The following is a 26,622-nucleotide window of genomic DNA, read 5'->3' as shown; positions in this document are numbered from 1 at the left end:
CGCGCCAGCGGCGGCCTGGGGCTGGGCCTGTCCATCGTCAAGCACCTGGCCGAGCTGCACGGCGGTGGTGTGGAACTGAGCAGCCCGGGCCTGGACGCCGGCACCACGGCGCGCGTCTGGCTGCCGCTGCAGCCGACCATGGCCGACGGAAGCCCCACATTGGATTCGCAGTTCGGTGCATTCGACGATGCAGCACTGGCCGGCCTCAGCGGCCGCCGGGTGCTGGTGGTGGAGGACGACCGCGATGCAGCCGAGATGCTGGGCCACATCCTGGAGGACCGCGGCGCCCAGGTGCGCATCGCCGGCGACCACGACAGCGGCCTGGCGGCGCTGCAAGCGCGCCGACCCGACCTGCTGCTGAGTGACATCGGCCTGCCTGGCAAGGACGGGTACGCGCTGATCCGTCAATGGCGGACTCTGGAGGTCCAGCAGGGGCTGCCGCGGCTGCCGGCCATTGCGCTGACCGCGTTCGGCCGGCCAGACGACCGCGCCATGGCGCTGGACGCGGGCTTCGACATGCACGTGGCCAAGCCATTCGCACCACAAGTGCTGCTCAAAGAGATTCAACGGCTGGTCGCTTAGGGCTCAGGGAAGGCAGGACTGAGCAACCGTCTTGGCAGTCAAGCGGTATGCATCGCTGGCTGCCAGGTAGAGCCATGCTTTGCGATGGCGTTGAGCATGGTCAGTAGCTTGCGCATGCAGGCGACCAAGGCGACCTTCTTGCGCTTGCCCGCTGCCAGCAGGCGTTCGTAGCAGGCCTTGAGGGCCGGGTTGTGGCGCACGGCCACAAGGGTGGCCATGTAAAGCGTGCGCCGCACATCTGCCCGCCCGCCCCAAATGGAGCGCTGTCCGCGCATCTGGCCGGAGTCTCGGTTCAGGGGAGCTACGCCCACCAGCGCAGCAATGCGGCGCCGGTCGAGTTTGCCCAGTTCTGGCAATTCGGCCAGCAGCACAGCCACGCTGGCCGCTCCGATGCCCGGCACACTGGCCAGCGCCTGGGCCAGCTGCGCGTGGTGCCATTGCACATGCGTGGCCACCTCGGCCTCGCTGTCGCCAAGCTCCTGCTTGAGGAACTCGATGACCCGCCCGATGCTCGGGCGAGCGGCTGCATGGGCCAGACGCAGGCGCTGTCGCTCGGCGGTCAGCATCTGCACCAGCTGGCGACGGCGCAGCACCAGGGCCTGCAGTTGCTGCAGCTCGGCATCGGCCAGAGGCTTGACAAAGCGTTCGCGCTCGGGGTGTTGGTGCAGCACGCGGGCGAAGGCTGCCAGCATGCGCGCGTCCAGCGCGTCGGTCTTGGCCAGAGCACCCATGGCGCGAGCAAAGTCGCGGGCCGTGCGAGGGTTCACCACGGCCACTGCAAGGCCTGCGGCCTGCAGCGCACACGCTGCCTCGAACTCGTAGCCGCCGGTGGCCTCCAGTGTCGAAGAACGAAATAACTGCAAATTTGCACGAATGACCGGCTAGCTTGAACGAATAATCGCTAGTGATCCTGGTCAGCGGCAGCAAAGCCGCCCCCTACGGATCGGTTCACTGGATCGAAGCAAGCAGGGCCGAATAGGCCTTGAAGTAGCTGGGTGAGATGCTGTGCTTCCTTCTCAGCTCGCCTTGTTGAAGGACCAAGTCGGCTGCATCGGGGCATACCCAGGCGAGGGCCCCCTGCGGCCATCCGCTCGTCGATGCCATGCGCTTGACTGAAGCCGATGACCAAGAGGCGGGAAACGTCCTCGCCTCAAGTGCCCATCGCAAGACGTGAGCGACCCTGGCCAGGACCCATTGGCGTTGCCGTAGGTGGGTTGGCAGCGACGCCACCGCTCGCTGATCAGCCGTGGACTCGAGCGCGAAGTCCTTGACTGCCAGTGTTCGGGAGTTGGCCGTAGGCGCGCAAGCGCTCCCGTCGAAGGTTGGCTGGGAGATCACCTCATGGGCCACAGCGTTCACGACACGAGCCAAATCGCTCGGCCGGGTTCTCCCCCACGGCAAACGCACGGCTGTTCTGGCCATGCATAGAGCCTGCAACCACAAGGCGTCGCTCGCACAGATGGGCTCCTCATCGAGCAATTTTGGAGCCGTGGCCGCCGACTGAATTGCAGCGCCGAGAGTCTCTGTACATCGCACACGAATCAGCCGACGCGTGGCCACTGGAGTCAGCAACGTGCCATGGATGTTGCAGACGGTGGCCCAGGGGCTCATCCAGTTCCGATTCCACACGAGTGACTCGCCGGAGTGCGTTGCTTCCGTCAGACATCTCTCGCAAGCACCGAGTTCTTCAGGCCAGTGGGGCCTGCAAGCTGCAGGAGTCATCGTCTCCAGATCGGATCGCGGCAAGTGCGTTGCCGCGGACAAGGCGTCCATGTTGACAGTGCTGGCGTCGATGGAAAACCAATGAGGAAGTTGAGCAGTGCCAGTTTGCAGGGTACCCAGCCGGACCAGAAGCGTTGTCAGGCTCAGGCCGTAGAGCTGCGCGATGCGAAGAAGCCACGAGCCCAGAAGCTCATCCGGTCTCGGCTGGGGAACGAAGGGCAGGCCGGCATGTCGCGTCGCAGCGGTTCTCATGCGAACGAGCGTGCACCGATCACAGACTGCAGGAGTTCCGGTGTGATGCATTCCTTCTTTGAACGAATCGCCGCCTCCGCCGCGCGGCACAACAGCTCGCTGATGTGCCCCGTGATCCCGCTGGTGGCGCTCATGATCGCGCTGACCATGGCGCGGCTCCCAGAGATTCGGGATGCCTGTCGCAGTGGCAGTTGCCGCTCGAACCCAGCCAGGAAGCCTCGGAAGTCTTCGTTCTCCTGCCACCGCGGAAGCTCGAAGCTCGGGAAGCGGCTGGCGATCTGGGCGTCGGTTTGCATAGCGGCCAGCGCGTCTCGGGTGCCGAGCGCAACGATCGCGCACTTGAGCTGGTTAGACAGGAACTTGAGCAGGTTCAGCGACGCACGCTGCTCGTGCGCTGTACCGGCCAGAAGGTTGTGCACCTCGTCCACGATGATCATGCGCGGCGCCACCTTGCGCAAGATTGTCAGCGCGGTGAACTCCACGGCAGCCAGACGGTCTCCAGGACGATAGGGCGCATTCAAGGCCATGAGCAACTGCCCATAAAGGCGTCGCTCCTGCGGTGCTGAAGGCATCTCGACGGCCAGAACATCTACCTGCAGAAGACCTGTGTCCGTGTTGAACTCACGCGGCGGGTGGGCGCGCAGAAACTTCCGTATGACCATCGATTTGCCGATGTTGGACTCGCCGTGCAGCAAGAGTCCTGGCATGCGGGTGCGTTCAGGGCAGTCCAACATGCGTTCTAGCTCTTGCAGGGCTTGCCGCGCTCGTGGGTAGTCGATCCAGTGATCCTCGGCCAGATGGGCAATTCGCTGGGCATCGCCGAGGTCCGCGATGACGCGAGCCTCAGCGCAGAGGTGTGCATGAACCGGCATGGCGATCCTCCCAAGTTCTAGGTCAGCGGCGGCGGCTGTGCCAAACTTCTCCCTCAAACGGCACGGCTGGCTTGCTCCAGTCGATCTCGGACTTCGGCGTTGGCGCGGCAGCTTCATTGAGTGGGTCGATGCCGACGGTGGCTGGCCGATGGGCAACCTGCTGCTTGCGGCGCATCTTGCGGGTCTTGGCCTGCGCGGCCCGCACGATCCCACGCTGCTTTTCGATGGCTTCGACGAGCAGCGCCGGGTTGATGGACTTTTGTCCGGCCAGGCGCAGATGGCGCGTCGCGGCTTGCACTTCCCACAGACTCACGGGAGGCAAGCGCAGGTCCGCGAATGGCACCTCCAAGTAGTCATCTTCATGGGGCACGTACAGCTTGGACAGATTGCGCGGGTCGAAGTGCAGGGTCAGACGCTCGCGACGAGCCAACCACTGCGAGAAGATCGGGTGCCAGTAGCGCAGGTGTTCGAACACGATGCCGTCTCGGCGCAACGTACGGCTGATGGCAGGAAGGAAGGCAATCCGGAAGCGCTTTAGCGGCCCGGGTGGTAAACCCGATGCTGGATGTAATGCCCAAGCGCCAGCGGGCGTACCGCCCTTGAGACCGCGGTGCGGATCGTGGTGGTAGCGGCCCACGATCTGCTGTGCAAACCAGGCCTCCAGTTCGCCCAGTGTCAGTGCGGCGTGCTTGTCGGGGTCGTAGGAGCGGCGAGCCTTGGGAGAGCCGCCGGTGGCACCAGGCAAGCTCTTGAGCTTGCTCATCTTCGTGCCGATCAGCCTCTCGATGTGACCACCATGGTGGGGTCGCTCGCGATAGACAAGCTCGATGCCGTACTGGCCGCAGCCGCGCTTCAAGGCCTTGCTCTTGAACTCGGCCGCGCCGTCGAGGTGCAGCGTCTTGGGCAGTCCCGCCATTGGCCAATCGCCAACGACGCCAAGCTGCTGCAGCCAAGCCGCCTTGGGTGAGACGATGAGCGTCATGCAGAGTGACACCGTGCCGGCGCCGGGCGGCACGAACGAGATCACGAAGCCGAGGATGCAGCGCGTGGCCACGTCGGTGGCCAGCGTCAGGTATGGCTTGCCCAGGGGCTGGCGATAGAGGTCGTCGACCACGACGATGTCCATCGGCGTGTGGTCGATCTGCACGACGTCCAGTGGCCGCTGAACGATGAACGAGCCCGGCGAGATCTTGGGGTCAGCGTTTCCCGGCGTCGCCACTCCACGTCGATGAACCTTGATGCCGCTGTAGCGCTTAAGGCGCCGGTCAATGGCCGGGCGAGAAGGGCAGGGGACCCGGAGCAGCCGACAACGCGCGGCGACTTCCTCGACCAGGTCGACGACGCGTGTTGGCCCAGCCCTCTTCCGCAGCACGTTGATGGCCTCCTCGATGCCTTGCTCCTGCTTGACCGAGAGGCGCGATGCCAGCGGCTTCCATCCACGCGTGCGACCTGCAATGGCGCTGGCCTCGTCAATCTCACCGAGGCGCGCACGGTAGCGATAGATGGTTGCCCAATGAACGCCGAAGCGTTCGGCCAAGCGTTCGGCCCGGGCTTGGGTCAATGGGGTGTCGCCTAGGGCACGTAAGGCCTGCGCAATCCGCTCAAGTTGCCGCCAGCGCTTGCTCGCGACGCCCTCAAGTACACCAGGCGTGCGGCCGCGCACTGAAACAGACTTTGGGGGCGACTTGGAGGTCATTGCAGCCGTTCAAAGGGAGTGCAACACGCTTGCAGTTTATGCGTCCAAATCGCAACGCACTGGCGGATTTTTCGTGCAAGGTCCGGCAATCGTTGCCAAAGCGCAACCATCGGACTGAAGCACCGACCTGGCTGGCAAGCCGCGTAGCGCTTGGGTAGGCGCTGCAGAAGCGATTAGCCGATCATTCGATCAAGTTTGCAGATTATTCGTTCTTCGACAACAAGGTCGAAACCAATGACGAGGCGTGGATCGAAGCCGAAATCGAGGTCGCGGATTCTGCCCCCTTCGAGCGATGGAGCGATCCGAACCGAGAGTCGCTCTTCGACGACCTTCTCGAAGTTATCTACGCGAGGGGCGCGTCGGGATGGGCAGAACGAGATCTCATCGGCTTGATTCGAGAGCTGATCCCCGGACCGTCGCCTTGGGAAATCCTTCGAACACTCCAAGAATCCGGATGGTTGCAAGCGAAGGCTGCCATTCGATGGCGGGCAAGCCTTTGGTGCCTCGTCAGGCCGAGCCTCAGCGCGATCAGGGCGGACGGGTCGGAGGCGGTACTGTTGTGCGGGTCGGCAAGCTGGGGCGTTCGCGCCCGGTTCCAGGCGACAGTGCTCTCGATGGGCGGGACTGTCAAATCCCTGCAAGGCGTGGGATCGCTCTCTCCACTGACGTCCGTGGCAATGGGCGTTCCATTGCAAAGGCTTTCCGAAGAGCTGGCCTGGCCCATCGGGACTCTTCGAAGCGCGGCTCGATTGCGGGGACCTGCATCGTGGTCGGTAGCCCCGGCCGGAATCGACAAGCACCGTCTCCATAAGGAGTGGAGCTGGTCAGCAGGGGAGTTCCGTGACCTCGGATTGAAGGCTGCAGCGGAGGAGGTCGATGTGCGCTGGTGGCGCCGCGTCGAGGCGGACAGGGAAGACCTCTACAGCGTCGATGGAGGTTCGCCAGTTCGGTTCGTATCTCCTTCGCGGTCGGTTGCCCTATGCGAGGCATTTCGGAGGGCGCGCAGGGCGATGTTTCTGGAGCGCGGCGCGTTGCTCACGAGGTTGTCCGCTAGCGGACACCTGCCGCTGCACCTGGCTTGCACATTGCACGCCCTTACATTGAGATCGCCAGGCGTCATCCCATGTGGCACGAGTTGGGGATACGCGTACCCTTCCTGTGCCCTTGGGCTCAACGCAGTACGAGCCTGCCTCGGACGCCACATCGTTCGAAGCGAGGCCGCACCGACCAGGTTCAATGATCCGCTCAGCTCAAGATCGATCGGGATGGCGCGTCACCGAGCGGATCGCACCATGCGAACATTTGCCTCATGAACGAGTTACCTCAGCCGTCAACAGCCCTTGACAGCTTCTTCGGCAAGCTTGCCGAGGTCAACCAATTCTTTGCGCGTTTCGACCCTCTGGCGATGCTGCAGGATGGCGCTTGGGTTCGCTTGGACGATCGAAGGAAGCGGTTCACTCGCAGCAGTGGTGTTCAAGTTGCCCGGGGAGAGCTGAACGGACATGGGAGCATCGGGAGCTTCTGGTTCTTCCCCCGCGAGGCTTTGGGTGACTCGGACAAGCGACCATCAGCCGCTGTGCCAACGCGAGCGATCCCTGTTCTGGATCTTCGGCATCTAACTACCGCGGAGGCTCGAAAAAGAATCCTGAGGGATGGTGTCCGGCTTCCCGACCACCAGCCTCGTCAGGCATTTGTATTGTTGTCCGAAGGGCGGTACGGGCGCTTCAAGTTCGAGAAGTCCGGCACGACTTGGGTGGCCAGACTACCCGCGGATGGCGTCGTCGAGCTGCCAACGATCGATGCTTCCTGGAATCCATATCAACACTCGGATGACTTCGCCTACCTTCCCATCGAAGCGGGCACGGGGTCGACCGGGGAACTGATCGATTGGACGCCTGATCGTGAGTTCCTCGCAAGGATTCTGGAACGCTACAGGGCAGCCGTCGACTCCTACTTCGGTCTCAGCTCGAAGGGTGTGGAAGATCCCGCGAAGCGCCTCCTCAAGTCGTTGACCGACGCGCGCGTCGTTGGTGAGGAAGCGCGTATCAGTGACGTGTCGATCAGACGACTGCGCGAAGGTTGGCCCGCGGCGGTCGAGTCGTTGGATGCCGTGCAGGAGCTGGGCGAGCTGCTGATCAAATCGGAAGCTGGCAAGTCGCTGCTCGAACGCGTGGTGGCGAGCAGGGCGCAAACGATGTTGGCGGACATCGAGAGGCAAGCGCGTGCGACGCTCGAAGAGTCACTGCGGCAGCGACGGGAAGAGGTGCGCGGCCTGGACGACGAGATTCAGACGCTTCTTTCCGAGAAACTGAGGCTCGAAACAGAGGGAATCAGAGCGCGAGAAGCCGCGGACGAGGCTGACAGGAAAGTGAAGAGTGCGGGCGACGAACTTGCGGTTCGTCAGCGCGCTCTCAGTCGATCGGCTGAGGAGCTCGCTGCGTCCGACAGGAACAGAGCGGCCGCGGAGGCCAGAGCCATGACGGCCGCCAGCGAGGAATCGGTGGCCGAACAACGAGTTCGCAGCTTCAAGCTTGAGCTCGAGGGGCTCGCAGCGCAGCTTCTCGATTCGACCGAAGCAGCCAACCTGGTCGGCGACGAGCGTGCTGCCCAGCTGGGTCTTCGCCTCAAGGGACTACTGGGTTCTTCCGCAACGCCCATGCACAGCGCCCCGTGGTGGTCGCCGACCGGTGATGCCCCGTTGGAGATCGGGTTGGCAGAGCTCCCCAGCAGGCTCGACCACGAAGCACGCTTCTTTGGCGTGCAGACAGCGGATGTTCAGCTGCTCGATGGTGCACTTCGAGCTGGTGAGCTCGTCCTCCTCGTTGGAGTCGCTTCGGAGTTGGCGCTTGGCGCGCTCGCGCGTGCAGTGGCGGGCGGGAGGGTGCGCAATCAGGTCTTGGATCCGAGTGCGATCGGCTTGGATGATCTCTGGCGAGTACCTGGAAGTCATCGCCCGACTGCGTTCGCCATGGCGTGGAACCGTGCGGTACTGGAGCCTGAAAGCACGGTGCTCCTGTGCCTTCGGAACCTTGATTCGGCGCCGTTCAGGCTCTGGATCGGCTCACTGCGGGCAGTCCTGAATTCTTCCTCTCGACCATCGAATCTCCTGGTGGTGTCGACGATGGTCGGTCGTGACTCGGACGACGATGAGTTCCCCGATGCGTTTGCGCTCCGGCGTGACCTCATCGCCATCAAGGCTCGGTTCGAACCGGACGGGTACCGGTGCGACTACGCGTTGGGCGCCGAGGCGGGAATTCCGACCACGCTGACGGCCGATCTGGCGTCGCGCGCTCTCAAACCCAAAAGTCCGCCTACACAGCTTCGCCGCGATGAGCACGCACCAGTTACGGTGGCTCGAGCCCTCCGCCTCAGGGCCGCGCTCGAAGGATCGCAGGCGTCAGATGTCGCGCTGTCCTGGGCAACGTTCCTCACGACAGGTCGGCTTGATGACCTCGATGAACCCCTTCGCGGTGCGCATGCCGAGCTGAAGGCCCTCCACTTACAACGCTGATCGAGACTGATGATCGACCCGATAGGATCCCTTGAGCGAGTTCGCGAATTCTGGCTGAGCTACCTTGACACCGCGTTCAGGATCGCCGACCCGGATCTGGCGGAGGCTCGCAGGCGTCTGCTTCGTAGCCCTGGGGCATTGACCACGGAACTGTTCCTGGAGCCCGTCGCTCGCTACATGGAATCCGAGCATGCTCTGGAGGATCTTCTCAAGCTCAAGGGAAGCGGGAACCCGTTGGAGGCGTTCTCCCACGATGAGCGCCGGGCTTTCATCGAACTTGCCCTGTCTGGACTTTTTCCGGGCAAGGCAACGAAATCGGGTGAGCTGAGGCGGGCTCGATTCTTCAAGCCGTACCGGCATCAGATGGACATGCTCGCCAAGGGTGTTCTGTTCGGCAGTCCGGGCATCGTCACCTCCGGCACTGGCTCCGGAAAGACCGAATCGTTCATGCTGCCGCTGCTCGCGGCGTTGTCCAAGGAGGCAGTCCATTGGCCGGAGCCGCTCCGGCCGGCTTCTCCGACCCGATGGTTCACTCGGGGAGGAACATTCCTTCCACGTCGAGATTTCGAGCATCCGAAGCGGCCGATGGCAGTGAGGGCGTTGTTGCTCTACCCGATGAATGCATTGGTGGAGGATCAGATGGGACGCCTCAGGAAGACGTTCGATTCGCCCGAAGCGCACGCCGTGATGGACGATCGCTTCCGCGGGAACAGGGTGTTCTTCGGGCGATACACCGGGCAGGCGCCGGTCACCGGACATCTCGACCATCCGCGTCTCGCGGGGGATCCCGACGAGGTGCGCAGGCGTGCGACACGGATCGAAAAGCTCGCAACGGCAATGAAGGATCTCGACGACGACCAGGATACCGCTCGCCGGTACGACGCGCGTGGAGCCGCTGAAGCACGGCAAAGTGGTGTGGAGCCTCCCGAGCCGACCCGGTACATGTTCCCCTCCTTGGACGGGGGTGAGCTTGTCTCAAGGTGGGATATGCAGATGTCGCCTCCGGACATTCTCGTCACGAACACGTCGATGTTGGCGACCATGCTCGTGCGCGACGTCGAGGCCCCGATCTGGGATGCCACGCGCAAGTGGTTGAGATCGTCGCCAGAGGCCTACTTCTTCCTGATCCTGGACGAACTGCACCTGATCCGCGGCTCGTCGGGTGCGGAGGTCGTCGGCCTGCTCAGAACGCTCATCGCCAGGCTCGATCTTCACCTTCCGGAGATGCGGCACAAGCTGCGCGTGCTGGCCTCCAGCGCCTCCTTGCCGACTGAAGGGGCCGAAGCGGATGAGACGGCGCAGTACCTGCAGGACTTCTTCGGAACGTTTGGCACCTCTGCCGCTCCTGGCCTTATGGGCGACGCCAGCCGCGAGACGTGGCTTGGGGCTGTCGTGAAGGGCACGCCGGTCCACGAACCGCCTACAGCGCACGCGCAGTTGCCGACGAAGCCGTTCGTTGCATTGGTCGATACTTTGGCTTCCGGTGCCGATCGCTTCGTTGCTCGGATCGAAGCACCGCCGCATGTGCTCGACGGGTTGATCATCGACGCAGCCAGCGCGCTGGGCATCGAAGTAGCGGCTCGGCCCATTCCTCAGGTGGCAGTCGATCTCGTGGCCGAGACTGCTCGAATCCTGGCGCACGCATGTGGTCCTGCTCAAGGCGGCACATCCAGAGCAACGGCCGCCAGTTCAGTCGCGTCGGCAATCTTTGGGGAGGAAGACCCAGATCGGGAAGCTGCCCTTCAAGGCCTTTGTCTTCTTCGGGGTCTGGGCGACCGCATCGGGGAAAAGGGCCTCTACACGGCAAAGTTACCTGCGCATCTCCCAAGTTTTCGAGTGCACACGTTCTTCCGAAGCATGGAGGGCCTCTTCTGTGCGCCACGCATGGAAGGGTCCGTCGTTCGATACGACGAGCCAAGCATCGAGCGGGGTCAGACTCATTCCGTTGGCAACGACATGCGCTCCAGGCGCATGTTCGAGATGATCTATTGCGAGTGTTGCGGGGAGCTCTTTATTGGCGGTCGTCGAAGTGCCCAATCGTCCAAGGGATCCGAGCTCCTTACGACGTCTCCCGATCTCGAGCAGTTGCCGGAGCGCTCGAGCGATACGCTCTACGAGAAGTTGGCACACGACGAGTACGCAATGTTCTGGCCGTCGCGCGCCGAACCCAGGAACGTTCCTGCGACTGAGGAATGGGTCCACCGAGTTCTGGACACACGCAACAGCGTGATACTTCCAACAGGGAGCGGGGAGTTCACAGTTCCCGGCTCGCTGTTTCGCACGTCGCTCAGAGCGAGCACTGCGGGTTCTGCGCTCCCAAGGGCGTGCCCCTCGTGTGGGAGCGACTACTCTGCGAGAAAGAAGGGCATGGGTGCTCTCTCGCCGCTCCGCAGTTTCCGAACAGGTTTCGCCAAGGCCTCTCAGCTGCTTGCGACTGAGGTCTTCTCGCTTCTCCACGTGAGTGGGACCGCCACGAAATCGATCGTCTTCTCAGACAGTCGGCAGGATGCCGCCCGAGCGGCCCTCGACATCGAGCGCCGTCACCACCAGGACATGCGTCGTCAGCTTCTCGTCGCCGAGATTCGAAGGCTCGCCGAAGAGAATGTATGCATGGATGCCGCAGAGCTGGAACGGCAGGCCGACGAAGCCTTCGATAGGAAGGACAAGGCCGAGTACCGTCGCCTGTTCGACCTGGCGGAGCTTGCTCGACAGCGAGGCGACGGTTCGCGTGTTGCACTCGCCGACCTGCTCGAGCCTCAAGCGCCGCGCGATGCGATTCTGAGGCCACTGATGCGTCGACACGTGGAGCTTGGCGTTCATCCTATCGATCCGGCGGGCGTCAACCTGGTCCAAGACAGGCCATGGTTCGAGTGGGTCGATCCGAAGGGGCGGTCAGGAACTCCTGAATGGATCTCGATCGACCAGAACGACCAGCCTGGTCTTGCACGCAGCGCCATGGTGGCAGAGCAACGGCCGTTGACGTACGAGGTGCTGTTCTCGAAGAACTATTTCGCGTTAGAGGAGACGGGCATTGGCTACCCCTCCATCACTGCCAACGCGACGCCCGATTCGGACCGACTCGATGCATATCTGCGAGTCTTCGGCGATAGCTATAGCGTCGAGGGGAACAAATGGACGGATCCGGCGTATGTCGACAGACCGGAGGAACTGCCAAGACGCATTCGTAGGTTTGCTGAGGCCTCTTCAGTGGGACAAGACCCGAACGCGGTGATGCGCAGACTACTGGAGGAGCTTTCGCGAAACGACCACGACCGTGGAGTGATTCGATTGATCGGTCTGTATGTCAAGCTATCGAAGCCGGGAGATCCGTTCTATCGATGCGCCACATGCGATCGAGTGCACCTGCACCGTGGAACTGGATTCTGCACGCGATGCCTAGAACCGCTCCCCACCGTCCCGAGTGGATCCGTCGATGAGCTGCAGCGAGCAAATTTCCTTGCGCGTCGACTGGCCCGAGGTTTCCAAACCGAGGACGCGGCATTCAGGCTCTCGTGCGCGGAGTTGACCGGCCAGACCGAGTCGCCGGCCGATAGGCTGCGCGCTTTCAAGGGGATCTTTGTGGACGAAGGGCGCCCCGAGAAGATCTCGCTCAGAAGACGCGCCATCGAGACGGACCTGTTGTCCGTCACGACGACCATGGAGGTCGGTATCGACATCGGGCCATTGCAGGCCGTCTACCAGGCCAACATGCCGCCGCAGCGGTTCAACTATCAGCAGCGTGTGGGCCGCGCCGGCCGGCGAGGCCAAGCATTCTCCTTCGTTGCCACGCTCTGTCGAAGTCGCAGCCACGACCTTCACTACTTTCGGAACCCAGAGGCGATCACCGGCGATCCGCCGCCGCCGCCCTTTCTGACGCGCGGACACGGAGACATTGCACTTCGCGTGGCACGAAAGGCTTGGTTGGTCGGCGCCTTCGGCCTGCTGCGTGCCGAGGATGGCGCAGCGTATCCGGGGGATCTGCTCCACGACACGCATGGTGAGTTCCCTGGGGCTTCGGCCGTCTACGCGACCGATGGCGATTGGAAGTCGCGGCTCGGATTTGCGCTATCCAAGACGGTCTCAACGCGGGATGCGGTCATAGCTGCTTTAGCGGACCGCGACCCAACGCTTTCGAATGAAATGATCGGTGGGTTGCAGGTCGATGATCTCGTCGCCCTGATCTGGTCCTTCGAAAAGGAAGGCGCTGCGTCGCCTAAGCCGCTCGGAGAGTTCTTGGCCGAACACGGGATCCTGCCCATGTACGGCATGCCGACACGAGTCAAGCCGTTGTACATGGGTGCGAAGCAGGAGGGCCGTGCTGCGGCCGAGTTCTCCACTGTCGACCGGGAGCAGGATCTTGCGATCTTCGAGTTCGCACCGGGACGTTCGCTGGTACGCGACAAGCGTCGCTTCGAGTCGGTCGGGCTGTCTTCGGTGCTATTGTCTCCTAGCCCGTTTCGACGGGGGAGCGATGCGACTATCGCGGAAGCTTGGATGGACGAAGAACGATGGATCGCTGCGTGCCCCTCCTGCGGCGCCGTTGCAAGCGTCGTCCAGGAGCCGACGGTTTCGGTGAGTTGCTGCGACTGCCGTACCTCGCTTGCGAAGGAACTGTTCGAACGCTATGTGACACCTCGCGCTTTCACGACGACATTTCGATCTGAACCCGCGGATGAGAACGAGGACCTCGTAGCTTTCCGTCGTGTGGTGACGATCGAAGCCAACGACATCGCGATCCGCGAGATCGAAGGCAGCAACCTATCGGTGGGGAGTTCGGACAAGGCCACCGTACTGAGGCTCAACGATGGTATCGGCGATGGTGATAGCGTCCGCCCTTTCACACTTTTCCCGGTGGAGTCGCATCGAGTGCAGATCGCCCCCCGACGGGACTGGCGGCTTCCAGGTCAGATGCTGACTCCAGAGGCCTGCCAGAAGCTCGCGGCCTGGAAGCGTATCGATGGCCAAGGTGATGCCGAGGTCGTGCGCTTGATGTCCCGCAAGACGACGGATGCCTTGTTCCTGACGCCAACTTCGGTTTCTGCTCGCCTGGATGTGGGGCGTATTGGACGAGACGTGGCTGACACTGGCGTTCGTGCGGCGCTCGTCAGTGCGACGCAACTCCTGGTGCAACGCGCTGCACTCGCAATGGATATCGACCCTGCAGAGTTCGACCCTCTGGAGCCGCGTTTGAGGAATGGCAAGCCGGTGCTTCAGATCAGCGACTTCCTACCGAACGGTGCCGGATTCTGTCGCCGTCTGGGGGCGGGCGCTGAGCCGGAGGTGCTGAGACTGATACGCAGTATGGTGGAGACGCCCACCACTGATCCGCTGATCAAGGGGTATCTCACGCTTCATCATCGGCGCAATTGCAAAGCCGCCTGCTATGAATGCATGCTGCGCTATGGCAACCGTCAGTACCACGGGCTCTTGGACTGGCGGCTCGGCTTGGCCGCCTTGCGTGTCCTCGTGGACCCCGCTTGGGCCGCAGGCAGCGACGGCAATTGGACTACCGCCGCGGAGCTGGAGGACTGGCCCACCGATGCTCGCGATATTGCCATGGACCTCGTTTCGCTCAGTCCGGACGTCTTCACATTGGAATCGGCAGGGTCGTTGCAGCTGCCCGCCGTCGTGCGTAGACGCAGCAGGGAACGATATGTTCTGGTACACCCACTGTGGTCGGAGGCCACAGCGCTGGAGAGTTTGGGCACGGAGTTCGAAGGAACGACTTGGTTGATCGACACGTTCCATGCATCGCGCAGGCCGCAGCGCGCCATCGACCTCGCGAGGAGCGGTCGGCTCGCCCGCGCGCCGGTGGATCGCAACGCATGACCAGAAGCGGTTGACCAACACGTGTTCGTACGCCGCCCGTTCTGATTGGATCATGACAGCGTTCGCTCGGACCGAAACCGCGGCGGCAACTAGCCGTCGAATGGCCCGTACACGTGGCTTCGACAACGCGCGCGAGCGCGCGATCAGATCTGCGCTCCACAAGATGGGGTTCCGATTTCGTATCCACTTCCGAGCCATTGTGGGTACGACGAGAACGGTCGACATCGCTTTCACTCGATATCAACTTGCAGTGTTCTGCGACGGCTGCTTCTGGCACGGTTGCCCGCGGCATGCCACACAGCCCAAGACGAATGCGGAGTGGTGGAGGCAGAAGATCGCTGCCAACACGGCGCGGGACCGAGATTCCGACGTGAGGCTTGCCGGGGCCGGGTGGTCGGTTTTACGGATCTGGGAGCATGAACCAGTCGAGGACGCCGTGGCCGCAATCGTCGCGCGGCTGGGCGAGCTCGCGCGGGCGCCGGCAGGCTCTTCGTGAGGTCGATCGGATAACATCGAACGCAGTGACGTTTTGCTCTGAGCCATGCCTTCTATTACTGCAGTGGACCTTTTCTGTGGCGTGGGAGGGCTGACCCACGGGCTGCGCAAGGCTGGTATTGGTGTCGTCGCTGGTTACGACATAGATGCAGCTTGTGAATGGCCGTATGAGAAGAACAACGGTCGAGCGAAATTCCATCGCGCGGATGTTGGTGAGCTGACCGGCGCCCAGATCGACGCGCATTTCGGCAGGAACAAGGATTCGATCTCACTTTTGGCTGGGTGCGCACCCTGCCAGCCGTTCTCTGCTTACAGCCTTCACAAGACCGACGAGTCCGACGCTCGGTGGCCGATGCTGGAGCATTTCGGCCGTATTGTTGAGGAGTGCCTGCCGACACTGGTGACCATGGAGAACGTTCCGCAGGTGCGAAAGCATGCGGTCTTCGCTGGGTTCGTCCAGACGCTCCGCGACAACGACTATCAAGTGAGTGTCAGCATCGTTAAGTGCGAGGAGTACGGAATTCCGCAGGCCCGCGCCCGTTTGGTCTTGCTTGCCTCGCGACTCGGCGAGTTGAAGTTGCGTGATCGCGACCCTAAGCGTGACCGGCGACGCACTGTTCGGTCGGCAATACAGGGAATGCAGGCGCTTGGTGCGGGTGAAGCTTCTCAACACGATCCAATCCACCGGACGAGTCGGCTCACCGAACTCAACGAGCGCCGAATCAGGGCCGCTCGCCCTGGCGGAAGCTGGCGCGATTGGGATCCTGATCTGCTTGCGCCGTGCCACAAGAGCGAAACAGGACAGAGCTTTCCCGGCGTGTATGGACGGATGGATTGGGATTTTCCGTCTCCCACTATCACTACTCAGTTCTACGGCTTCGGCAGCGGTCGATTTGGTCATCCCGAGCAGGACCGTGCGCTCTCTCTGCGCGAGGGCGCAATCCTGCAGACATTTCCGCGGGGATACCAGTTCGTGAAGGCCGGTGAGCGAATCCACATGACCACTGTTGGTCGCTTGATCGGAAATGCTGTTCCCGTGCGACTCGGGCAAGTGATTGGGGAAAGTCTCATGGCGCATGTGGAGGACCATACGTGCCAAGCTACGCGAACGCACTGAGCCCGCGCATAAGCATGTCGCAACCATTTTCTCGACCGAAAGTTCTCGCAGGGGTATTGCCGCTGACGCCGATTTGAGCCATGTGCCCACCGGCGAGGGAGCCACTATCGACGCGCCGCATGCCACTGTCACTTTCGGCGTATGCAACCTTGTCATTGCAATCTCGGCGCGTGGCTCAAATCGGCGTTGCGAACATTAAACCAAACAGACTCAGCGGAAAACCGGTTTGACCAACGGCGTGACACCGTCTGCCTGCCTCTGAGCACGATGTCCTAGATGGAGATCTCCAGTCCCTGGACGTGTGCAAAGCCAGCTGCCGGGACGGTGAAAAGGCGAAGGCCGCTGCAGGGGCGCGCGATGCGGCGAAGCAAGGTCGCACGGCCGGTACGCGGCGTCGGGCATCAGGTGGACCTGGATTCCCTCTCCATCACCGTTATGCCGTCGATGCTGAAGCCGTAGTCCTTGAGCTTTCTGAAGTTGGACCGATGGCGCGCGCCTCCACGCAGCGGGCGCACGGGGAGCGAAGACACTTGAACAAGCAGTGCCGCTGCGAATTCCTCAAGCGTGGGCATGTGCGCCTGAGCGATTTCCGCCTCAAGATGCAGGCCGTCGGTGTGGACCGCCGTTGCAATCCAGCGTTCCACCTGAGGGGCCGTCACGCCGACGAAGGCACTTGTTGGACTTCGGCTGGGGGAGCCGCTTCGGTCCCCTGCAGACCGGACCCAGGCAGGCAGGCCTCAGCAGGCTGCACAGCACATTTGGCCTGGACGAAGCTGCCAAGTGCCTGGGATCCGATGCCTTCGGCACATGCTGCTGCGCAGTCCCCTCCAGCCGGTTGGACTTTGAATGGCCAGTCGCGCATATAGGCCCCCTCTCTCCCTCTCAATGCATTTTCCGGCTGACGGGCAGCCAGAGTGGACGACCATGTTGTAGCGCTCTTCTCGGGCCGTGAAGCGCAAGCATACAGGGCCGCTACGACGGGCGCTTGCGCTCTTTACCTCAGGGAGCCGCGTGGGGCGCGTCTTCGCTTGGGAAACCGGCGATGTGAAAACCGCTGCAAGATACCGGGCACTGTCGATCCTGGGCGAAGCGCTGCATTGAGTGCGAGGTCTCCTAGTTGCTCCTCGAGAAGGCAGACGCCACATGTTCGTCCGGAGCAATCCGTCTGCGGGGCGCAGCAACGTAGGCCGCGAAGGCCGCCATCTGGGCGGGACCGCCCAAGTGCGCCTAAGGCAACGGCTTGCCTTGCCTACGGTGCGCGATGGCAACACGTCCTTTGCCTGTGATCGCGCGGATATCCGCAACACTGTCCTTCCCCGGGACATCAGAGCCAACGATGCTGGCTTCGATCAACCCTGCGGCCTTCAACACGCGCACGCACTGCAACGCATGCTCGTCCGTCACCCGGAAGGGAAGGTGCACGTGTTCGATCGAAAGCAGGTAGTCCATGGGCATGCTGCAATTCTGTGCGAACTGAACTGCCCCCGTACGCCGCTCGCCACTCTGAGAGGCTTGAGCCCTGGAGAGTCGAACAAGTTCTCGCCTGAGGTGCACGAGTGCGCTGTAACGGTGGTGCAGGAGCAGCGTGGGGAGTGAAGGCTGTGTGCGCCGCTGTTGTCCTTGCTCCCCTACACGTGCGGCCCGCCGATTGCCCCATCTCTTCGGGGCCTCATCGGCCCTCGTTCCAACCTTCTAGGAGAGACACATGCACTTCATTGGAAAACGCATCCGCACGCCGATGGCGGCGGCCATCTTGGGCGGCTGCATGGCCGTCTTGACGCCCGCCGTGCAAGGGCAGACAACGGGTAGTGGCAGCGGCGGTGCTTCAGGCAGCGGCGCGACCACCATGCCGAACCGCAGCGGCGCAAGCACAGCAGGCACTGGGGCGGCGTCGGCGCAATCGCCTAGCTCGGCGCCACACGACCGCCAAGGCGGCAACCGCGGCGGTAACCGGCGCGACGGCAGCGGCGGCGCCAGCGGCGGGAGCTCTGGCAGTGGCACCGGGGGTGGCAGCACTTCCGGTGGCGCAGGCACGGGCACCGGCGGCAGCATGGGTGGCGCGACAGGCGGCGGCTCCGGTGGTACCCCGGGAAGCGGTTCGGGCGGCTCCTCGGGCGGCGGGTCTGGCTCTGGTTCTGGTTCGGGCAGCGGCGGTTCGGGCCGCTGAAGAAGTGCGGCGGCACTGGCCTCTTTGAGGTCAGCGTTGCCGCAATTGCTGACTTGCCACCAAACGGGCGCTCCCCACGTTCCCACGCAGGAGCAGCGCGCCGCGGCCATCGCCGCACTTGAGTTCGAGGCGTACCGCAGGCGGACTGGCGCCTTTCCGGAAGTCGGGAGCACCGCTTGCCGTGACTGCCGTATGCCACATACCGATCTCGACGCAGCGTTCAGCGCGGGCTGGCAGGCCGGCCTGGTTGGCATGGTCGAGAGCGACAACCCCTACAGCGACGAGCCGGCTGGTCCAGCTGATTCCTCCGCATGGCCTGGCGACTGGGCTGGACACGCTTTCGCACACAGTCCACTCGGTCTAATGCGCCACACGCCACTTCATCTACTCCTTGGCCTTGCGCCACACGACCCAAGTGTGGATGGATCGTGGCAAGGTGGCTGTGACGGACGCGCGTCGTCGGAGCTGCATTCAACGCCGGCCTTCTTGTACGTCAGGCGAAGGACGAGCACGGGTCGGAGGGCCTCGTGCCGGCGTCTTGGTCACCGGCTGTACGACAGCGCGCAACGTTGAGCGGCGGCCCGACCGACGCAGTGCGTCGGCGCTTGCGGGCGCCGCCAGACCCATGAGCGGGTAACGATGGCCATCCCCTCATCGTCTGGAGAGTCACATGCCACGCGGCGACAAATCGTCCTATTCGTCCAAGCAGCAGCGCAAGGCCGAGCACATCGAAGACAGCTACGAATCTCGTGGCACACCGAAGGCCGAAGCCGAGCGGCGCGCTTGGGCCACCGTGAACAAGGAATCGGGAGGCGGCAACGCCAGCGGCTCTGGTCGGGGCAAGCCCGACAACAAGTCGTCCTCGCACAAGGGCGGCAAGGCCGGCGGACACGCGTCGGCGACGCGTTCAGATGCCGAGCGTTCGGCATCTGCCAAGAAGGCTGCGGCAACGCGCAAGCGCAACACGGAGCGTGCCCATGGCTGACAATTCCCTTCAGGATCCCCGCACCAAGTACCCGGTGCCGCCGTTCCCCAAGCAACAGCAGGATGTGCCAGGAGAGCAGTCCCAGATGCAACCGGTCCCGGATTGCGGCGAGTCCTCCTATGCCGGTGCTGGCAAGCTGGCTGGGCGCAAGGCCGTCATCACCGGCGGCGACAGCGGCATCGGCAGGGCCGTGGCCATCGCTTACGCGCGCGAAGGCGCTGACATTCTGATCTCGTACCTGGACGAGCACGAGGACGCGCAGTCCACGGCTCAGCTCGTGCGCGACGCTGGACGCAAGTGCGTGCTGGTGCCCGGCGACATCCAGGACCAGGAGCACTGCAAAGAGATCATCCAGCGCGCGGTCGATGAACTCGGAGGCATCGACATCCTTGTCAACAATGCCGCTTTCCAGATGTCGCACAAGGATCTGAGCGAGTTCTCGGCGCATGAGTTCGACCGCACCTTCCGCACCAACGTCTACGCGACGTTCTTTCTGACGCAGGCAGCCGTTCCCCACATGCCTCCCGGGAGCAGTGTCATCAACACGGCTTCCATCAATGCCGACAAGCCGAATGCCACGCTGGTTGCCTACGCTGCGACCAAAGGAGCGCTCCAGAACCTGACCGGAGGGCTGGCCCAGTTGCTCGCCGAGAAGGGCATTCGGGTCAACTGCGTAGCACCAGGCCCGGTGTGGACACCTTTGATTCCCAGCACCATGGACGCTGAGAAGGCTTCGCAGTTCGGCGCCCAGGTGCCTTTGAAGCGACCCGGTCAGCCGGCCGAACTGGCGGCCGCGTACGTGATGCTCGCCTCGGAAGGCGGCTCGTACATCTCCGGCGCGACGATTGCCGTGACCGGCGGAGTGCCGTTGATCTGACTTTGCACCCGCATCGGGCCCATTGAACAGGAACGCGGGGCGTGGGGATGCGAATGGGCCCATCGGGAACAGAGGGTGATGCGCAAGCATGCGGGGCCGGCAACGCCGACGCGCGCTGGCCCGAGGCGCCGCGCGACACCCAGCCGTTTCGCGATGGGGCGCATGACTGGAGCGCGACTGAACGTGAGGGGCTGCGCTTTGAGCGCATTGCCCTCGTATGGATCTTCCTTTCGGGATTGACCGCCATGGCTGGGGCAGCGCTCGCCGTGAGCGTGTCCTTCGCGTTCGAGTGATGCGCGCGCGATAGCCTCAAGGGGAGCCATAGCGGCTATCGTCACCGGGACGCGTCGGGCTCCGGCGCGGTGGGCCTGCGTACGCTCGCCGACCTGGTCCCAGCGTCCAGTCCTGCCCTGGAGCTTGGATCTAGCGCTGACACTGAGCGACTGGTCAACGAACCTCTGCGCGGCGAGTTCTGCCCATGCCTCTTGAACACCTACTCATGATCCGCCATGCGGAGCGCCCTGGCAGCCGCCAGGCGGGCGCCCGTCCGGACGGAACTGCCTGTGAGCACAGCCTCAGCGTGGCAGGTTGGCAGCGTGCAGGTGCACTGGTCCCGTATTTCCGATGTCCCCAGGCGTTCAACGCCGCCCTCGCTCGGCCGTCACTGCTGTTTGCATGCCGGGCCACGGCCACGGCGCCGAGTCTGCGTTCGGTGCAGACGCTGCATGCCCTCGCCGTAGCACTTGGATTGCAGGTCGACGACACGTTCGAGAAACAAGACGAAGCGCGCCTGGCCGACTTCCTTGCACAGGCATCCGGCACGGCCTTGGTTGCATGGTCGCACCATGGCCTACCGGGGCTGGCACGTGCGTTCCTGCGCGGCAGCGCTGCTGCGGCACAGGTACCCAGTGCGTGGCCAGAACACAGGTTCGACCTGATCTGGCTGGTCGACGGGCCAGCTGAGCAGAGGCGATTTTCCGTACTCCCTCAGCTGCTGATGCCGGGCGACCGCGAAGTCGAGGATGGATAGTGGTCCACGACTGGCGGGAACTGGTGCCAAGGCGAGGCTGTTGCGGCGCAGCGCTCAAGCGAACGCTGCTGCCGTGGGCGACGTGGAGGAGCGAACCGAGGAATCATTCGAGCTCTGCAGGCCTGCTCGTCCCTGCGTGGACCTTCAAACCGGCGATGTGCGGCTCCAGGTCCGGGATCAAAGCCAAGGAGTCCAGCGCAAGCATGAAGACATCCTTCGTCAACCGGTCGGCGCTCTGCAGGCGAAGCAGGCTTTCCAGCAGGTCCTGGGCAAGCGAGCGCATCTCATCGGACGCTTCGGCATGTGCCAGCGCCGAAAGGCATTGCTCCAACTGGTCGCGCGGGATGTTTGGCTGCATGTTCCAGGCTGAACAAAAGGGATGATGCCGGGCCCATGCGCCCGTGCCTGGTGACAGCGCAGTTGCCGTCGAGGGCATGAAGGATAGCGCCACAACACGGAAGTTGTACGATTTCCCTGGCGTGTCGCATGCAACCTTGCGCCCGAGCGCCAATACCGGATAGGAGCTTGCATTTGCGGTGGGCGTAGAACGGCTCAGCCGTAGGTGGCCGGGGACCTACGGAGCGCGGCATGCGGCGGCAGTGGCTGCCGAGGCGGCGAGCATGACGCGCAATTTCTGCGAGGCGATCTGTCGCAACTGGGCGGCGCACTCCCGGTCAGGGAGCGTGGTCATGCCGGGTAGAGCCTGAAGTACCTTGACCTCTGCTTGATGCGCCGCATGGTGGGCGAGTGCCCATTCATCGAAAGCCTGCCGAAAATCCATGGCGCACCCCACAAGGTGCACTCAAATTGCTCGGCAGTCAGGGCACGAAGGAGGCTGCGAAGTCAGTGTGCTGTAGGTGCAGCACGATGTCGAGGGCCGGCTTGTAGGTCGTCAGGCCGCGTTTGCACTGATCGCACAGGTAGCAGCACCAACGGAGGCGCCGCAGCCGTACAAGTCCTACATCAGATCAGCACCGACGATCTTAGAACGGTAGCATGGCTATGGAGGTCGACAAAGCGTTCGAACAGGGGTATTTCGCCTCCGTGGCGGGCCGTCCCCGATCCGCCAATGCGTACCGCCAGAACGGTTGTCAGTTGGAGCAAATGCAGGCGATGGCATGGACGCTGGGCTGGCTCAGGGGTGCACAGGACGCCGCCGGTGTCAGGCGCCAATGCCGCAATGCCCGCGTCAGTCGTTCAGCGTCTTGAGCGTGGCCACCTAGTGGCTTTCAGGCGAAGGCAACGGTGCCACACGCCATGGGCGGCTGCAGACATCTGAGCACAAAGGGCGAAGACTGGACTGTGCCAGTTGGCAGCGCAGGCCGCGCAGCACGTGCGGCCTGCACCAAGTTCAATGCGCACGGGACCCAGACCGTTTTCGAGTTCGCCAACCCGGTAGCGGGTGCGCCCTTCTACGCCGTCGAAACGTACTCAGAATCGGGCGGCGACGTGCGCGCCTCGTTCGGCGATGGGTAGCGAGGCGGCACGTGAAGTAGCGCACAAGCTCGTGAGGCATCAGCGCCGTGCGGGCGGGCAGTCGCAGCATTCGGGAATGCTGCGGTTGGCAGCCAAGTCCGACGGCATCCAGCAGGCGCTCGCCTATGCGCGCAGCCACCTGGCTGAACCGCTGAACGTGGAATCTTGGCTGAGGCCGCCAAGCTGAGCCCGCGTCAGCTCTGCCGCGTCTTCACCGCCGAGACGGGACAGTCGCCTGCCAAGGCGGTGGAGGGGCTACGGCTGGACGGCGCGGCTCATGATCGAGCAGAGCCGCCACCCGTTGGAGGTCGGGCGCGTGAGACGGGTTTCCGGGACCGGCGCCGCCTGTGTGAGACGTTCCTGCGCGGCTATGGGATGCCTCCACGCGCGCTGCGCCGGGGAAAAGGGCAAATGCTGTGAAGCTGAAAGTCGCCGGCACCAACGTGATCGAGGGCAGCCTCCTTCACTCGGGGTGGACACGGGCGTCCTGCCCGAGCTGAAGCTGCATCGCAGCTTTACTCTGCACTGCTGCGTAAGCTGCGCTCACTCACCACCTCACCAATAGGACTTGGTGCCCATAGCTTTTCCATATCTGCCATACGCGTAGCGAACGCGGCAAAGTTTGACATGGTCAATACCAGGAAACATACTACCCAGTATCTTTTCTTGGAGACAAGCATTGACCTCTTCTCCTCGCTGGAAACGACGCCCTCCTGGCGCGAACTGGGGCGACTTCGGCCCTGACGACCAGCTCGGCCGCCTCAACCTGCTGACGCCCGAGAAGGTGCGCCAGGGCGTGGCCGAGGTCCGCGACGGCCGCAGCTTCTGCCTGAGCCTGCCGCTGGACTACCCCGGAGGCAACGTGCTCAACCCCAACCGGCATCCGCCTGTGCTGCGGCCCACGCTGCGCCAGGGCCGCGTGAACTTCAACTTCCGCCTGGCCGATCTGGTCGCCGACCGCAGCGACGTGCTCAGCGACGACTTGGCGATCCTGCACCTGCAGTATTCGACGCAGTGGGACAGCCTGGCCCATGTGGGTTCGCTGTTCGACGCCGATGGCGACGGGCTGCCCGAGGCGGTCTACTACAACGGCTACCGGGCCCACCACGACGTGCGCGGCCCCGATGCCCCCGGTGACGCAGGCGCCCACGGCACGCAGCTGGCGAGCACCTCGTCCGCGCAGGCGCTGGGCATCGAGCACATGGCCGAGAAGGCTGTGCAGGGCCGCGCCGTGATGGTCGACCTGCACGCCCACTTCGGCGATGGCCGCACGCTGGTCGGCTACGAGCAGCTGGCGCAGGTGTTGGCGGCCGATAAGGTGGTGGTCGAGCCGGGCGACATCCTGTGCCTGCACACCGGCTTCGCGCAGGCCGTGCTTGCCATGGGCCGGGAACCCAGCCACGAGACGCTGGAGCAGACGGGCTGCGTGCTCGACGGCCGCGACGACGCGCTGCTGCAATGGATCACCGACAGCGGCATCGCCGCTATCGCTGCCGACAACTACGCGGTGGAGGCCTATCCCGCCACGCACCGCGCCGGCTGCTGCGCGGCGCTGCCGCTGCATGAGCACTGCCTATTCAAGCTGGGTGTCCACCTGGGCGAACTGTGGTGGCTCACGCCGCTCGCGCGGCACCTGCGCGCAGCGGGCCGTTCGCGCTTTCTGCTGACGGCGCCGCCGCTGCGCCTGCCGGGCGCCGTGGGCTCGCCCGTCACGCCCGTGGGGACGACCTGAGATGCGCGTCGCTCTGCTCGGCGCCGGCGGTTTCCTTGGCACCCATCTGGCCGCACACTTGGCCGCTAGTGCCCGTTTCGCCGACCAGGCAATCGACGAGGTGCTGCTGTTCGACCAGCGGCCCGTGGCCGCGCCAGCGGCGGCGCGCTGCCCGGTGCGCATTCAGCACGGCGACCTGCGCGACGACACCGCGCTCGACGCGCTGTTCGCCGCCCCCGTCGATGCCGTGCTACATCTGGCCGCCACGCTGACGGTAGACGCCGAGACCGATGTGCGCCGCGGCCTGGACACCAACGTGCTGGCCTTCGTTGCGCTGCTGGAACGCTGTCGCGCGCAGGCCAGCGTGCCGATGCTGCTGTTTGCCAGTTCGATTGCCACCTTCGGCGGGCCGCTGCCTGCCGTGGTGGGCGACGGCATGCCCCAGCGGCCGACCACCTCCTACGGCACACACAAGGCCGTCGCCGAGCTGCTGCTGGCCGACTACAGCCGGCGCGGCTTCGTCGACGGCCGCGCGCTGCGCCTGCCCATCGTGCTGACCCACCCGGGCCCGGCCAGCGGCAGCATCTCCGACCAGGTGGCCGCACTGGTGCGCGGCCCCTTGCGCGGCGAGCGCACCATCTGCCGCATGGCGCCGGACAGCCCGCTGGCGACGGCGTCCGTGCACAAGGTCGTGCAAGGCTTCCTGCGCCTGGCGGCACTGCCGGCTGCGGCGCTGCCGCTGGGCGGCAGCATGAACCTGCCCGGTCTGAGCGTCACGCCGGCGGCGCTGTTGCAGGCGGTCGCGCGCCAGTTGCCGGCCGGCCAGGTCCCGGTGGTGGACTGGCAGCCCGACCCCGCGGTCCAGCGCATCGTCGATGGCTGGCCCCAGGCCTTCACCTCCGAGCATGCCCTGTCGCTGGGCTTCACGCCGGACGCTTCGGCCGATGCGCTGGTGCAATCCTTTCTAGCGCAGGAGCGCGCCGCGCCATGACCACGACCGCCTCCCTTTCCGTCTGCATCATCGGAGCCGGCTCTTCCGGCATGGCCGCGGCCAAAGCGCTCGCCGCGCGCGGCGTTGCGTTCGAGGGTTTCGAGATCGGCTCGGACATCGGCGGGATGTGGCGCTACGAGAATGACAACGGCCTGTCGTCGGCCTACCGCAGCCTGCACATCGACACCAGCCGCGGCAACCTCGGCTACCCGGACCATCCGATCCCGTCCACCTACCCCGACTTCCTCTCGCACGAGGAGGTGCTGGAATGGCTGGAGAGCTATGCGCAACGCTTCGACCTGAAGCGGCATTTCCGCTTTGGCTGCAAGGTGGAGCAGGTCGCGCCGGCTGACGACGGCAGCTGGTGTGTGCGGCTGGCCGATGGCTCGGAGCGCCGCTTTCGCGCGGTGATCGTTGCCAATGGCCATCTCTGGGACCCGCGCGTGGCCAGCTTCGCGGGCCGCTTCGACGGCGAGCAACTGCATGCGCACCACTACCGAACGGCAGCGCCGTTCGCGGGCCAGAACGTGCTGGTGGTCGGCATCGGCAATTCCGCGGTCGACATCGCGGTGGACGTGTGCAAGAGCGCGCGGCGCACCTTCCTTTCCACCCGGCGCAGCGCCTGGATCATGCCCAAGTACATCATGGGCATTCCGGTTGACCGGTGGTCGGGCTTCTTTGCGCGCAAGCTGCATCTGCCCACCCCTGTCAGCCGCACGCTGGTGCGCTGGCTGGCGGTGCTGGCCGTGGGCGACCAGCGCCGCTTCGGCGTGCCGCGGCCGCAGCATGCCATCTGGCGCGAGCACACCACACTCAGCCAGGAGCTGCTGCCCTACTGCGGCCATGGCTGGATTCGCATGAAGCCCAATGTGCAGGAACTGCGCGGCACGCAGGTGGCGTTTGACGACGGCAGCGTGGAGACCATCGATGCGATCATCCTGGCCACCGGTTACCGCACCAGTTTCCCCTTCCTCGATCCACAGCTGTTCCAAGTGAACGAAGACATTCCCGCGCTCTACCGCCGCATGGCCCCGCCGCAGTTGCCGGGCCTGTACTTCCTCGGGCTCGTGCAGCCCGTCGGCCCGACGATTCCCCTTGTCGAAGTGCAGTCGCGCTGGCTGTCCGCGCTGCTGGGCGGCGCCATGCACCTGCCGCCCGCGGCCACGCAGTCGCGCGAGATCGACCGGCACGCCCAGGGCGTGCGCGCACGCTACGTGGGCACGGCGCGCTACGCGCTGGAGGTGGACGCACGTAGCTACGCGCGACAGCTGCTGCAGGACATGCAGCGCGGCGAGGCCTCCGTGTGACG

20 protein-coding genes and 1 pseudogene are annotated in these 26,622 nt (G+C 64.2%); 14 read left to right on the top strand and 7 right to left on the bottom strand.

Annotated elements, in window-relative coordinates:
• Nucleotides 1–582: response regulator (locus DES41_RS36750; protein WP_147283061.1), on the top strand; the 582-nt coding region annotated here is incomplete at its 5' end.
• 38 nt (nt 583–620) lie between these two features.
• Here the strand turns inward: DES41_RS36750 and DES41_RS36745 are convergent.
• The 4 genes and pseudogenes from DES41_RS36745 to DES41_RS36730 form a co-directional block, all read right to left on the bottom strand.
• A pseudogene (locus DES41_RS36745) lies at nt 621–1,421 on the bottom strand (IS110 family RNA-guided transposase); the annotation flags it as partial.
• A 109-nt stretch (nt 1,422–1,530) separates the two neighbouring features.
• Nucleotides 1,531–2,556, bottom strand: a complete 1,026-nt coding sequence (locus tag DES41_RS39975) for a TniQ family protein (RefSeq protein WP_170168409.1) — start codon at nt 2,554–2,556, stop codon at nt 1,531–1,533.
• The gene (locus tag DES41_RS36735; RefSeq protein ID WP_114472644.1) at nt 2,553–3,428 is read right to left on the bottom strand and encodes a TniB family NTP-binding protein; all 876 of its coding nucleotides are present in this window, start codon (nt 3,426–3,428) and stop codon (nt 2,553–2,555) included. Before DES41_RS36735 ends, DES41_RS39975 begins: the two co-directional genes overlap by 4 nt.
• Nucleotides 3,429–3,450: 22 nt before the next feature.
• On the bottom strand, nt 3,451–5,124 hold the full coding sequence (locus DES41_RS36730) for a Mu transposase C-terminal domain-containing protein (protein ID WP_114472640.1): 1,674 nt from the start codon (nt 5,122–5,124) through the stop codon (nt 3,451–3,453).
• A gap of 1,309 nt (nt 5,125–6,433) precedes the next feature.
• On the opposite strand from DES41_RS36730, the gene DES41_RS36725 reads away from it, so the two are divergent.
• From DES41_RS36725 to DES41_RS36710, 4 genes are read left to right on the top strand one after another with little or no spacing between them, the layout of a single operon-like run.
• Nucleotides 6,434–8,635 carry a hypothetical protein gene (locus DES41_RS36725; RefSeq protein WP_147283060.1) on the top strand — a complete coding sequence of 734 codons (2,202 nt, stop codon included), beginning with the start codon at nt 6,434–6,436 and terminating at the stop codon, nt 8,633–8,635.
• Nucleotides 8,636–8,644: 9 nt separating this feature from the next.
• On the top strand, nt 8,645–14,464 hold the full coding sequence (locus DES41_RS36720) for a DEAD/DEAH box helicase (protein ID WP_114472638.1): 5,820 nt from the start codon (nt 8,645–8,647) through the stop codon (nt 14,462–14,464).
• Nucleotides 14,382–14,960: a very short patch repair endonuclease gene (locus DES41_RS36715; protein ID WP_342769702.1), complete on the top strand. Its 579-nt coding sequence runs from the start codon at nt 14,382–14,384 to the stop codon at nt 14,958–14,960. Before DES41_RS36720 ends, DES41_RS36715 begins: the two co-directional genes overlap by 83 nt.
• 45 nt (nt 14,961–15,005) lie before the next feature.
• Nucleotides 15,006–16,076 (top strand): DNA cytosine methyltransferase, encoded by a 1,071-nt coding sequence (locus DES41_RS36710; RefSeq protein ID WP_114472636.1) that lies wholly within the window; start codon nt 15,006–15,008, stop codon nt 16,074–16,076.
• A 401-nt stretch (nt 16,077–16,477) separates the two neighbouring features.
• Here DES41_RS36710 and DES41_RS36705 read toward each other — a convergent pair whose 3' ends face one another.
• Both DES41_RS36705 and DES41_RS36700 read right to left on the bottom strand, forming a co-directional pair.
• The gene (locus DES41_RS36705; RefSeq protein ID WP_114472635.1) at nt 16,478–16,735 is read right to left on the bottom strand and encodes a hypothetical protein; all 258 of its coding nucleotides are present in this window, start codon (nt 16,733–16,735) and stop codon (nt 16,478–16,480) included.
• A 568-nt stretch (nt 16,736–17,303) separates the two neighbouring features.
• Nucleotides 17,304–17,525 carry a hypothetical protein gene (locus DES41_RS36700; protein ID WP_114472634.1) on the bottom strand — a complete coding sequence of 74 codons (222 nt, stop codon included), beginning with the start codon at nt 17,523–17,525 and terminating at the stop codon, nt 17,304–17,306.
• Nucleotides 17,526–18,913: 1,388 nt separating this feature from the next.
• Between DES41_RS36700 and DES41_RS36690 the strand changes: the two genes are divergently transcribed.
• The 4 genes from DES41_RS36690 (at nt 18,914) to DES41_RS38175 (ending at nt 21,135) form a co-directional block, all read left to right on the top strand.
• Nucleotides 18,914–19,228 (top strand): plasmid stabilization protein, encoded by a 315-nt coding sequence (locus DES41_RS36690; protein ID WP_114472633.1) that lies wholly within the window; start codon nt 18,914–18,916, stop codon nt 19,226–19,228.
• A complete protein-coding gene (locus tag DES41_RS36685; protein WP_170168407.1) occupies nt 19,221–20,105 on the top strand; it encodes a glucose 1-dehydrogenase in 885 nt (294 codons plus the stop codon). The genes DES41_RS36690 and DES41_RS36685 overlap by 8 nt, the downstream gene beginning before the upstream one ends.
• A gap of 53 nt (nt 20,106–20,158) precedes the next feature.
• The gene (locus tag DES41_RS36680) at nt 20,159–20,398 is read left to right on the top strand and encodes a hypothetical protein (protein ID WP_114472631.1); all 240 of its coding nucleotides are present in this window, start codon (nt 20,159–20,161) and stop codon (nt 20,396–20,398) included.
• A 185-nt stretch (nt 20,399–20,583) separates the two neighbouring features.
• On the top strand, nt 20,584–21,135 hold the full coding sequence (locus DES41_RS38175) for a histidine phosphatase family protein (protein ID WP_147283059.1): 552 nt from the start codon (nt 20,584–20,586) through the stop codon (nt 21,133–21,135).
• Between the two features lie 103 nt (nt 21,136–21,238).
• Here DES41_RS38175 and DES41_RS36670 read toward each other — a convergent pair whose 3' ends face one another.
• The gene (locus DES41_RS36670) at nt 21,239–21,493 is read right to left on the bottom strand and encodes a hypothetical protein (RefSeq protein ID WP_114472629.1); all 255 of its coding nucleotides are present in this window, start codon (nt 21,491–21,493) and stop codon (nt 21,239–21,241) included.
• Nucleotides 21,494–22,131: 638 nt separating this feature from the next.
• On the opposite strand from DES41_RS36670, the gene DES41_RS39970 reads away from it, so the two are divergent.
• The 5 genes from DES41_RS39970 to DES41_RS36640 all read left to right on the top strand — a co-directional run bounded on the left by DES41_RS39970 (nt 22,132) and on the right by DES41_RS36640 (nt 26,620).
• The gene (locus DES41_RS39970) at nt 22,132–22,344 is read left to right on the top strand and encodes a ribosome modulation factor (RefSeq protein WP_425466420.1); all 213 of its coding nucleotides are present in this window, start codon (nt 22,132–22,134) and stop codon (nt 22,342–22,344) included.
• A gap of 432 nt (nt 22,345–22,776) precedes the next feature.
• The gene (locus DES41_RS39965; RefSeq protein WP_170168406.1) at nt 22,777–23,031 is read left to right on the top strand and encodes a helix-turn-helix domain-containing protein; all 255 of its coding nucleotides are present in this window, start codon (nt 22,777–22,779) and stop codon (nt 23,029–23,031) included.
• Nucleotides 23,032–23,290: 259 nt separating this feature from the next.
• A complete protein-coding gene (locus DES41_RS36650; protein ID WP_114472625.1) occupies nt 23,291–24,343 on the top strand; it encodes a cyclase family protein in 1,053 nt (350 codons plus the stop codon).
• Between the two features lies 1 nt (nt 24,344).
• Nucleotides 24,345–25,313, top strand: coding sequence for an NAD-dependent epimerase/dehydratase family protein (locus DES41_RS36645; RefSeq protein WP_114472624.1), 969 nt, complete (start codon nt 24,345–24,347; stop codon nt 25,311–25,313).
• Nucleotides 25,310–26,620 carry a flavin-containing monooxygenase gene (locus tag DES41_RS36640; protein ID WP_114472623.1) on the top strand — a complete coding sequence of 437 codons (1,311 nt, stop codon included), beginning with the start codon at nt 25,310–25,312 and terminating at the stop codon, nt 26,618–26,620. Before DES41_RS36645 ends, DES41_RS36640 begins: the two co-directional genes overlap by 4 nt.
• Nucleotides 26,621–26,622: the final 2 nt, after the last annotated feature.

The organism is Pseudorhodoferax soli (genome assembly GCF_003337555.1).
GTDB lineage: Bacteria > Pseudomonadota > Gammaproteobacteria > Burkholderiales > Burkholderiaceae_C > Pseudorhodoferax > Pseudorhodoferax soli.
Note: the sequence above shows the minus strand (reverse complement) of the source record. Positions and strands in the feature narration are given on the sequence as shown.

What these genes read in the sequence shown, in the direction of transcription:
- DES41_RS39975 (WP_170168409.1), bottom strand. Translation starts at nt 2,556, where the DNA reads ATGAGAACCGCTGCGACGCGACATGCCGGCCTGCCCTTCGTTCCCCAG.
- DES41_RS36735 (WP_114472644.1), bottom strand. Translation starts at nt 3,428, where the DNA reads ATGCCGGTTCATGCACACCTCTGCGCTGAGGCTCGCGTCATCGCGGAC.
- DES41_RS36730 (WP_114472640.1), bottom strand. Translation starts at nt 5,124, where the DNA reads ATGACCTCCAAGTCGCCCCCAAAGTCTGTTTCAGTGCGCGGCCGCACG.
- DES41_RS36725 (WP_147283060.1), top strand. Translation starts at nt 6,434, where the DNA reads ATGAACGAGTTACCTCAGCCGTCAACAGCCCTTGACAGCTTCTTCGGC.
- DES41_RS36720 (WP_114472638.1), top strand. Translation starts at nt 8,645, where the DNA reads ATGATCGACCCGATAGGATCCCTTGAGCGAGTTCGCGAATTCTGGCTG.
- DES41_RS36715 (WP_342769702.1), top strand. Translation starts at nt 14,382, where the DNA reads ATGCATCGCGCAGGCCGCAGCGCGCCATCGACCTCGCGAGGAGCGGTC.
- DES41_RS36710 (WP_114472636.1), top strand. Translation starts at nt 15,006, where the DNA reads ATGCCTTCTATTACTGCAGTGGACCTTTTCTGTGGCGTGGGAGGGCTG.
- DES41_RS36700 (WP_114472634.1), bottom strand. Translation starts at nt 17,525, where the DNA reads ATGGACTACCTGCTTTCGATCGAACACGTGCACCTTCCCTTCCGGGTG.
- DES41_RS36690 (WP_114472633.1), top strand. Translation starts at nt 18,914, where the DNA reads ATGCCACGCGGCGACAAATCGTCCTATTCGTCCAAGCAGCAGCGCAAG.
- DES41_RS36685 (WP_170168407.1), top strand. Translation starts at nt 19,221, where the DNA reads ATGGCTGACAATTCCCTTCAGGATCCCCGCACCAAGTACCCGGTGCCG.
- DES41_RS36680 (WP_114472631.1), top strand. Translation starts at nt 20,159, where the DNA reads ATGGGCCCATCGGGAACAGAGGGTGATGCGCAAGCATGCGGGGCCGGC.
- DES41_RS38175 (WP_147283059.1), top strand. Translation starts at nt 20,584, where the DNA reads ATGCCTCTTGAACACCTACTCATGATCCGCCATGCGGAGCGCCCTGGC.
- DES41_RS36670 (WP_114472629.1), bottom strand. Translation starts at nt 21,493, where the DNA reads ATGCAGCCAAACATCCCGCGCGACCAGTTGGAGCAATGCCTTTCGGCG.
- DES41_RS39970 (WP_425466420.1), top strand. Translation starts at nt 22,132, where the DNA reads ATGGCTATGGAGGTCGACAAAGCGTTCGAACAGGGGTATTTCGCCTCC.
- DES41_RS36645 (WP_114472624.1), top strand. Translation starts at nt 24,345, where the DNA reads ATGCGCGTCGCTCTGCTCGGCGCCGGCGGTTTCCTTGGCACCCATCTG.
- DES41_RS36640 (WP_114472623.1), top strand. Translation starts at nt 25,310, where the DNA reads ATGACCACGACCGCCTCCCTTTCCGTCTGCATCATCGGAGCCGGCTCT.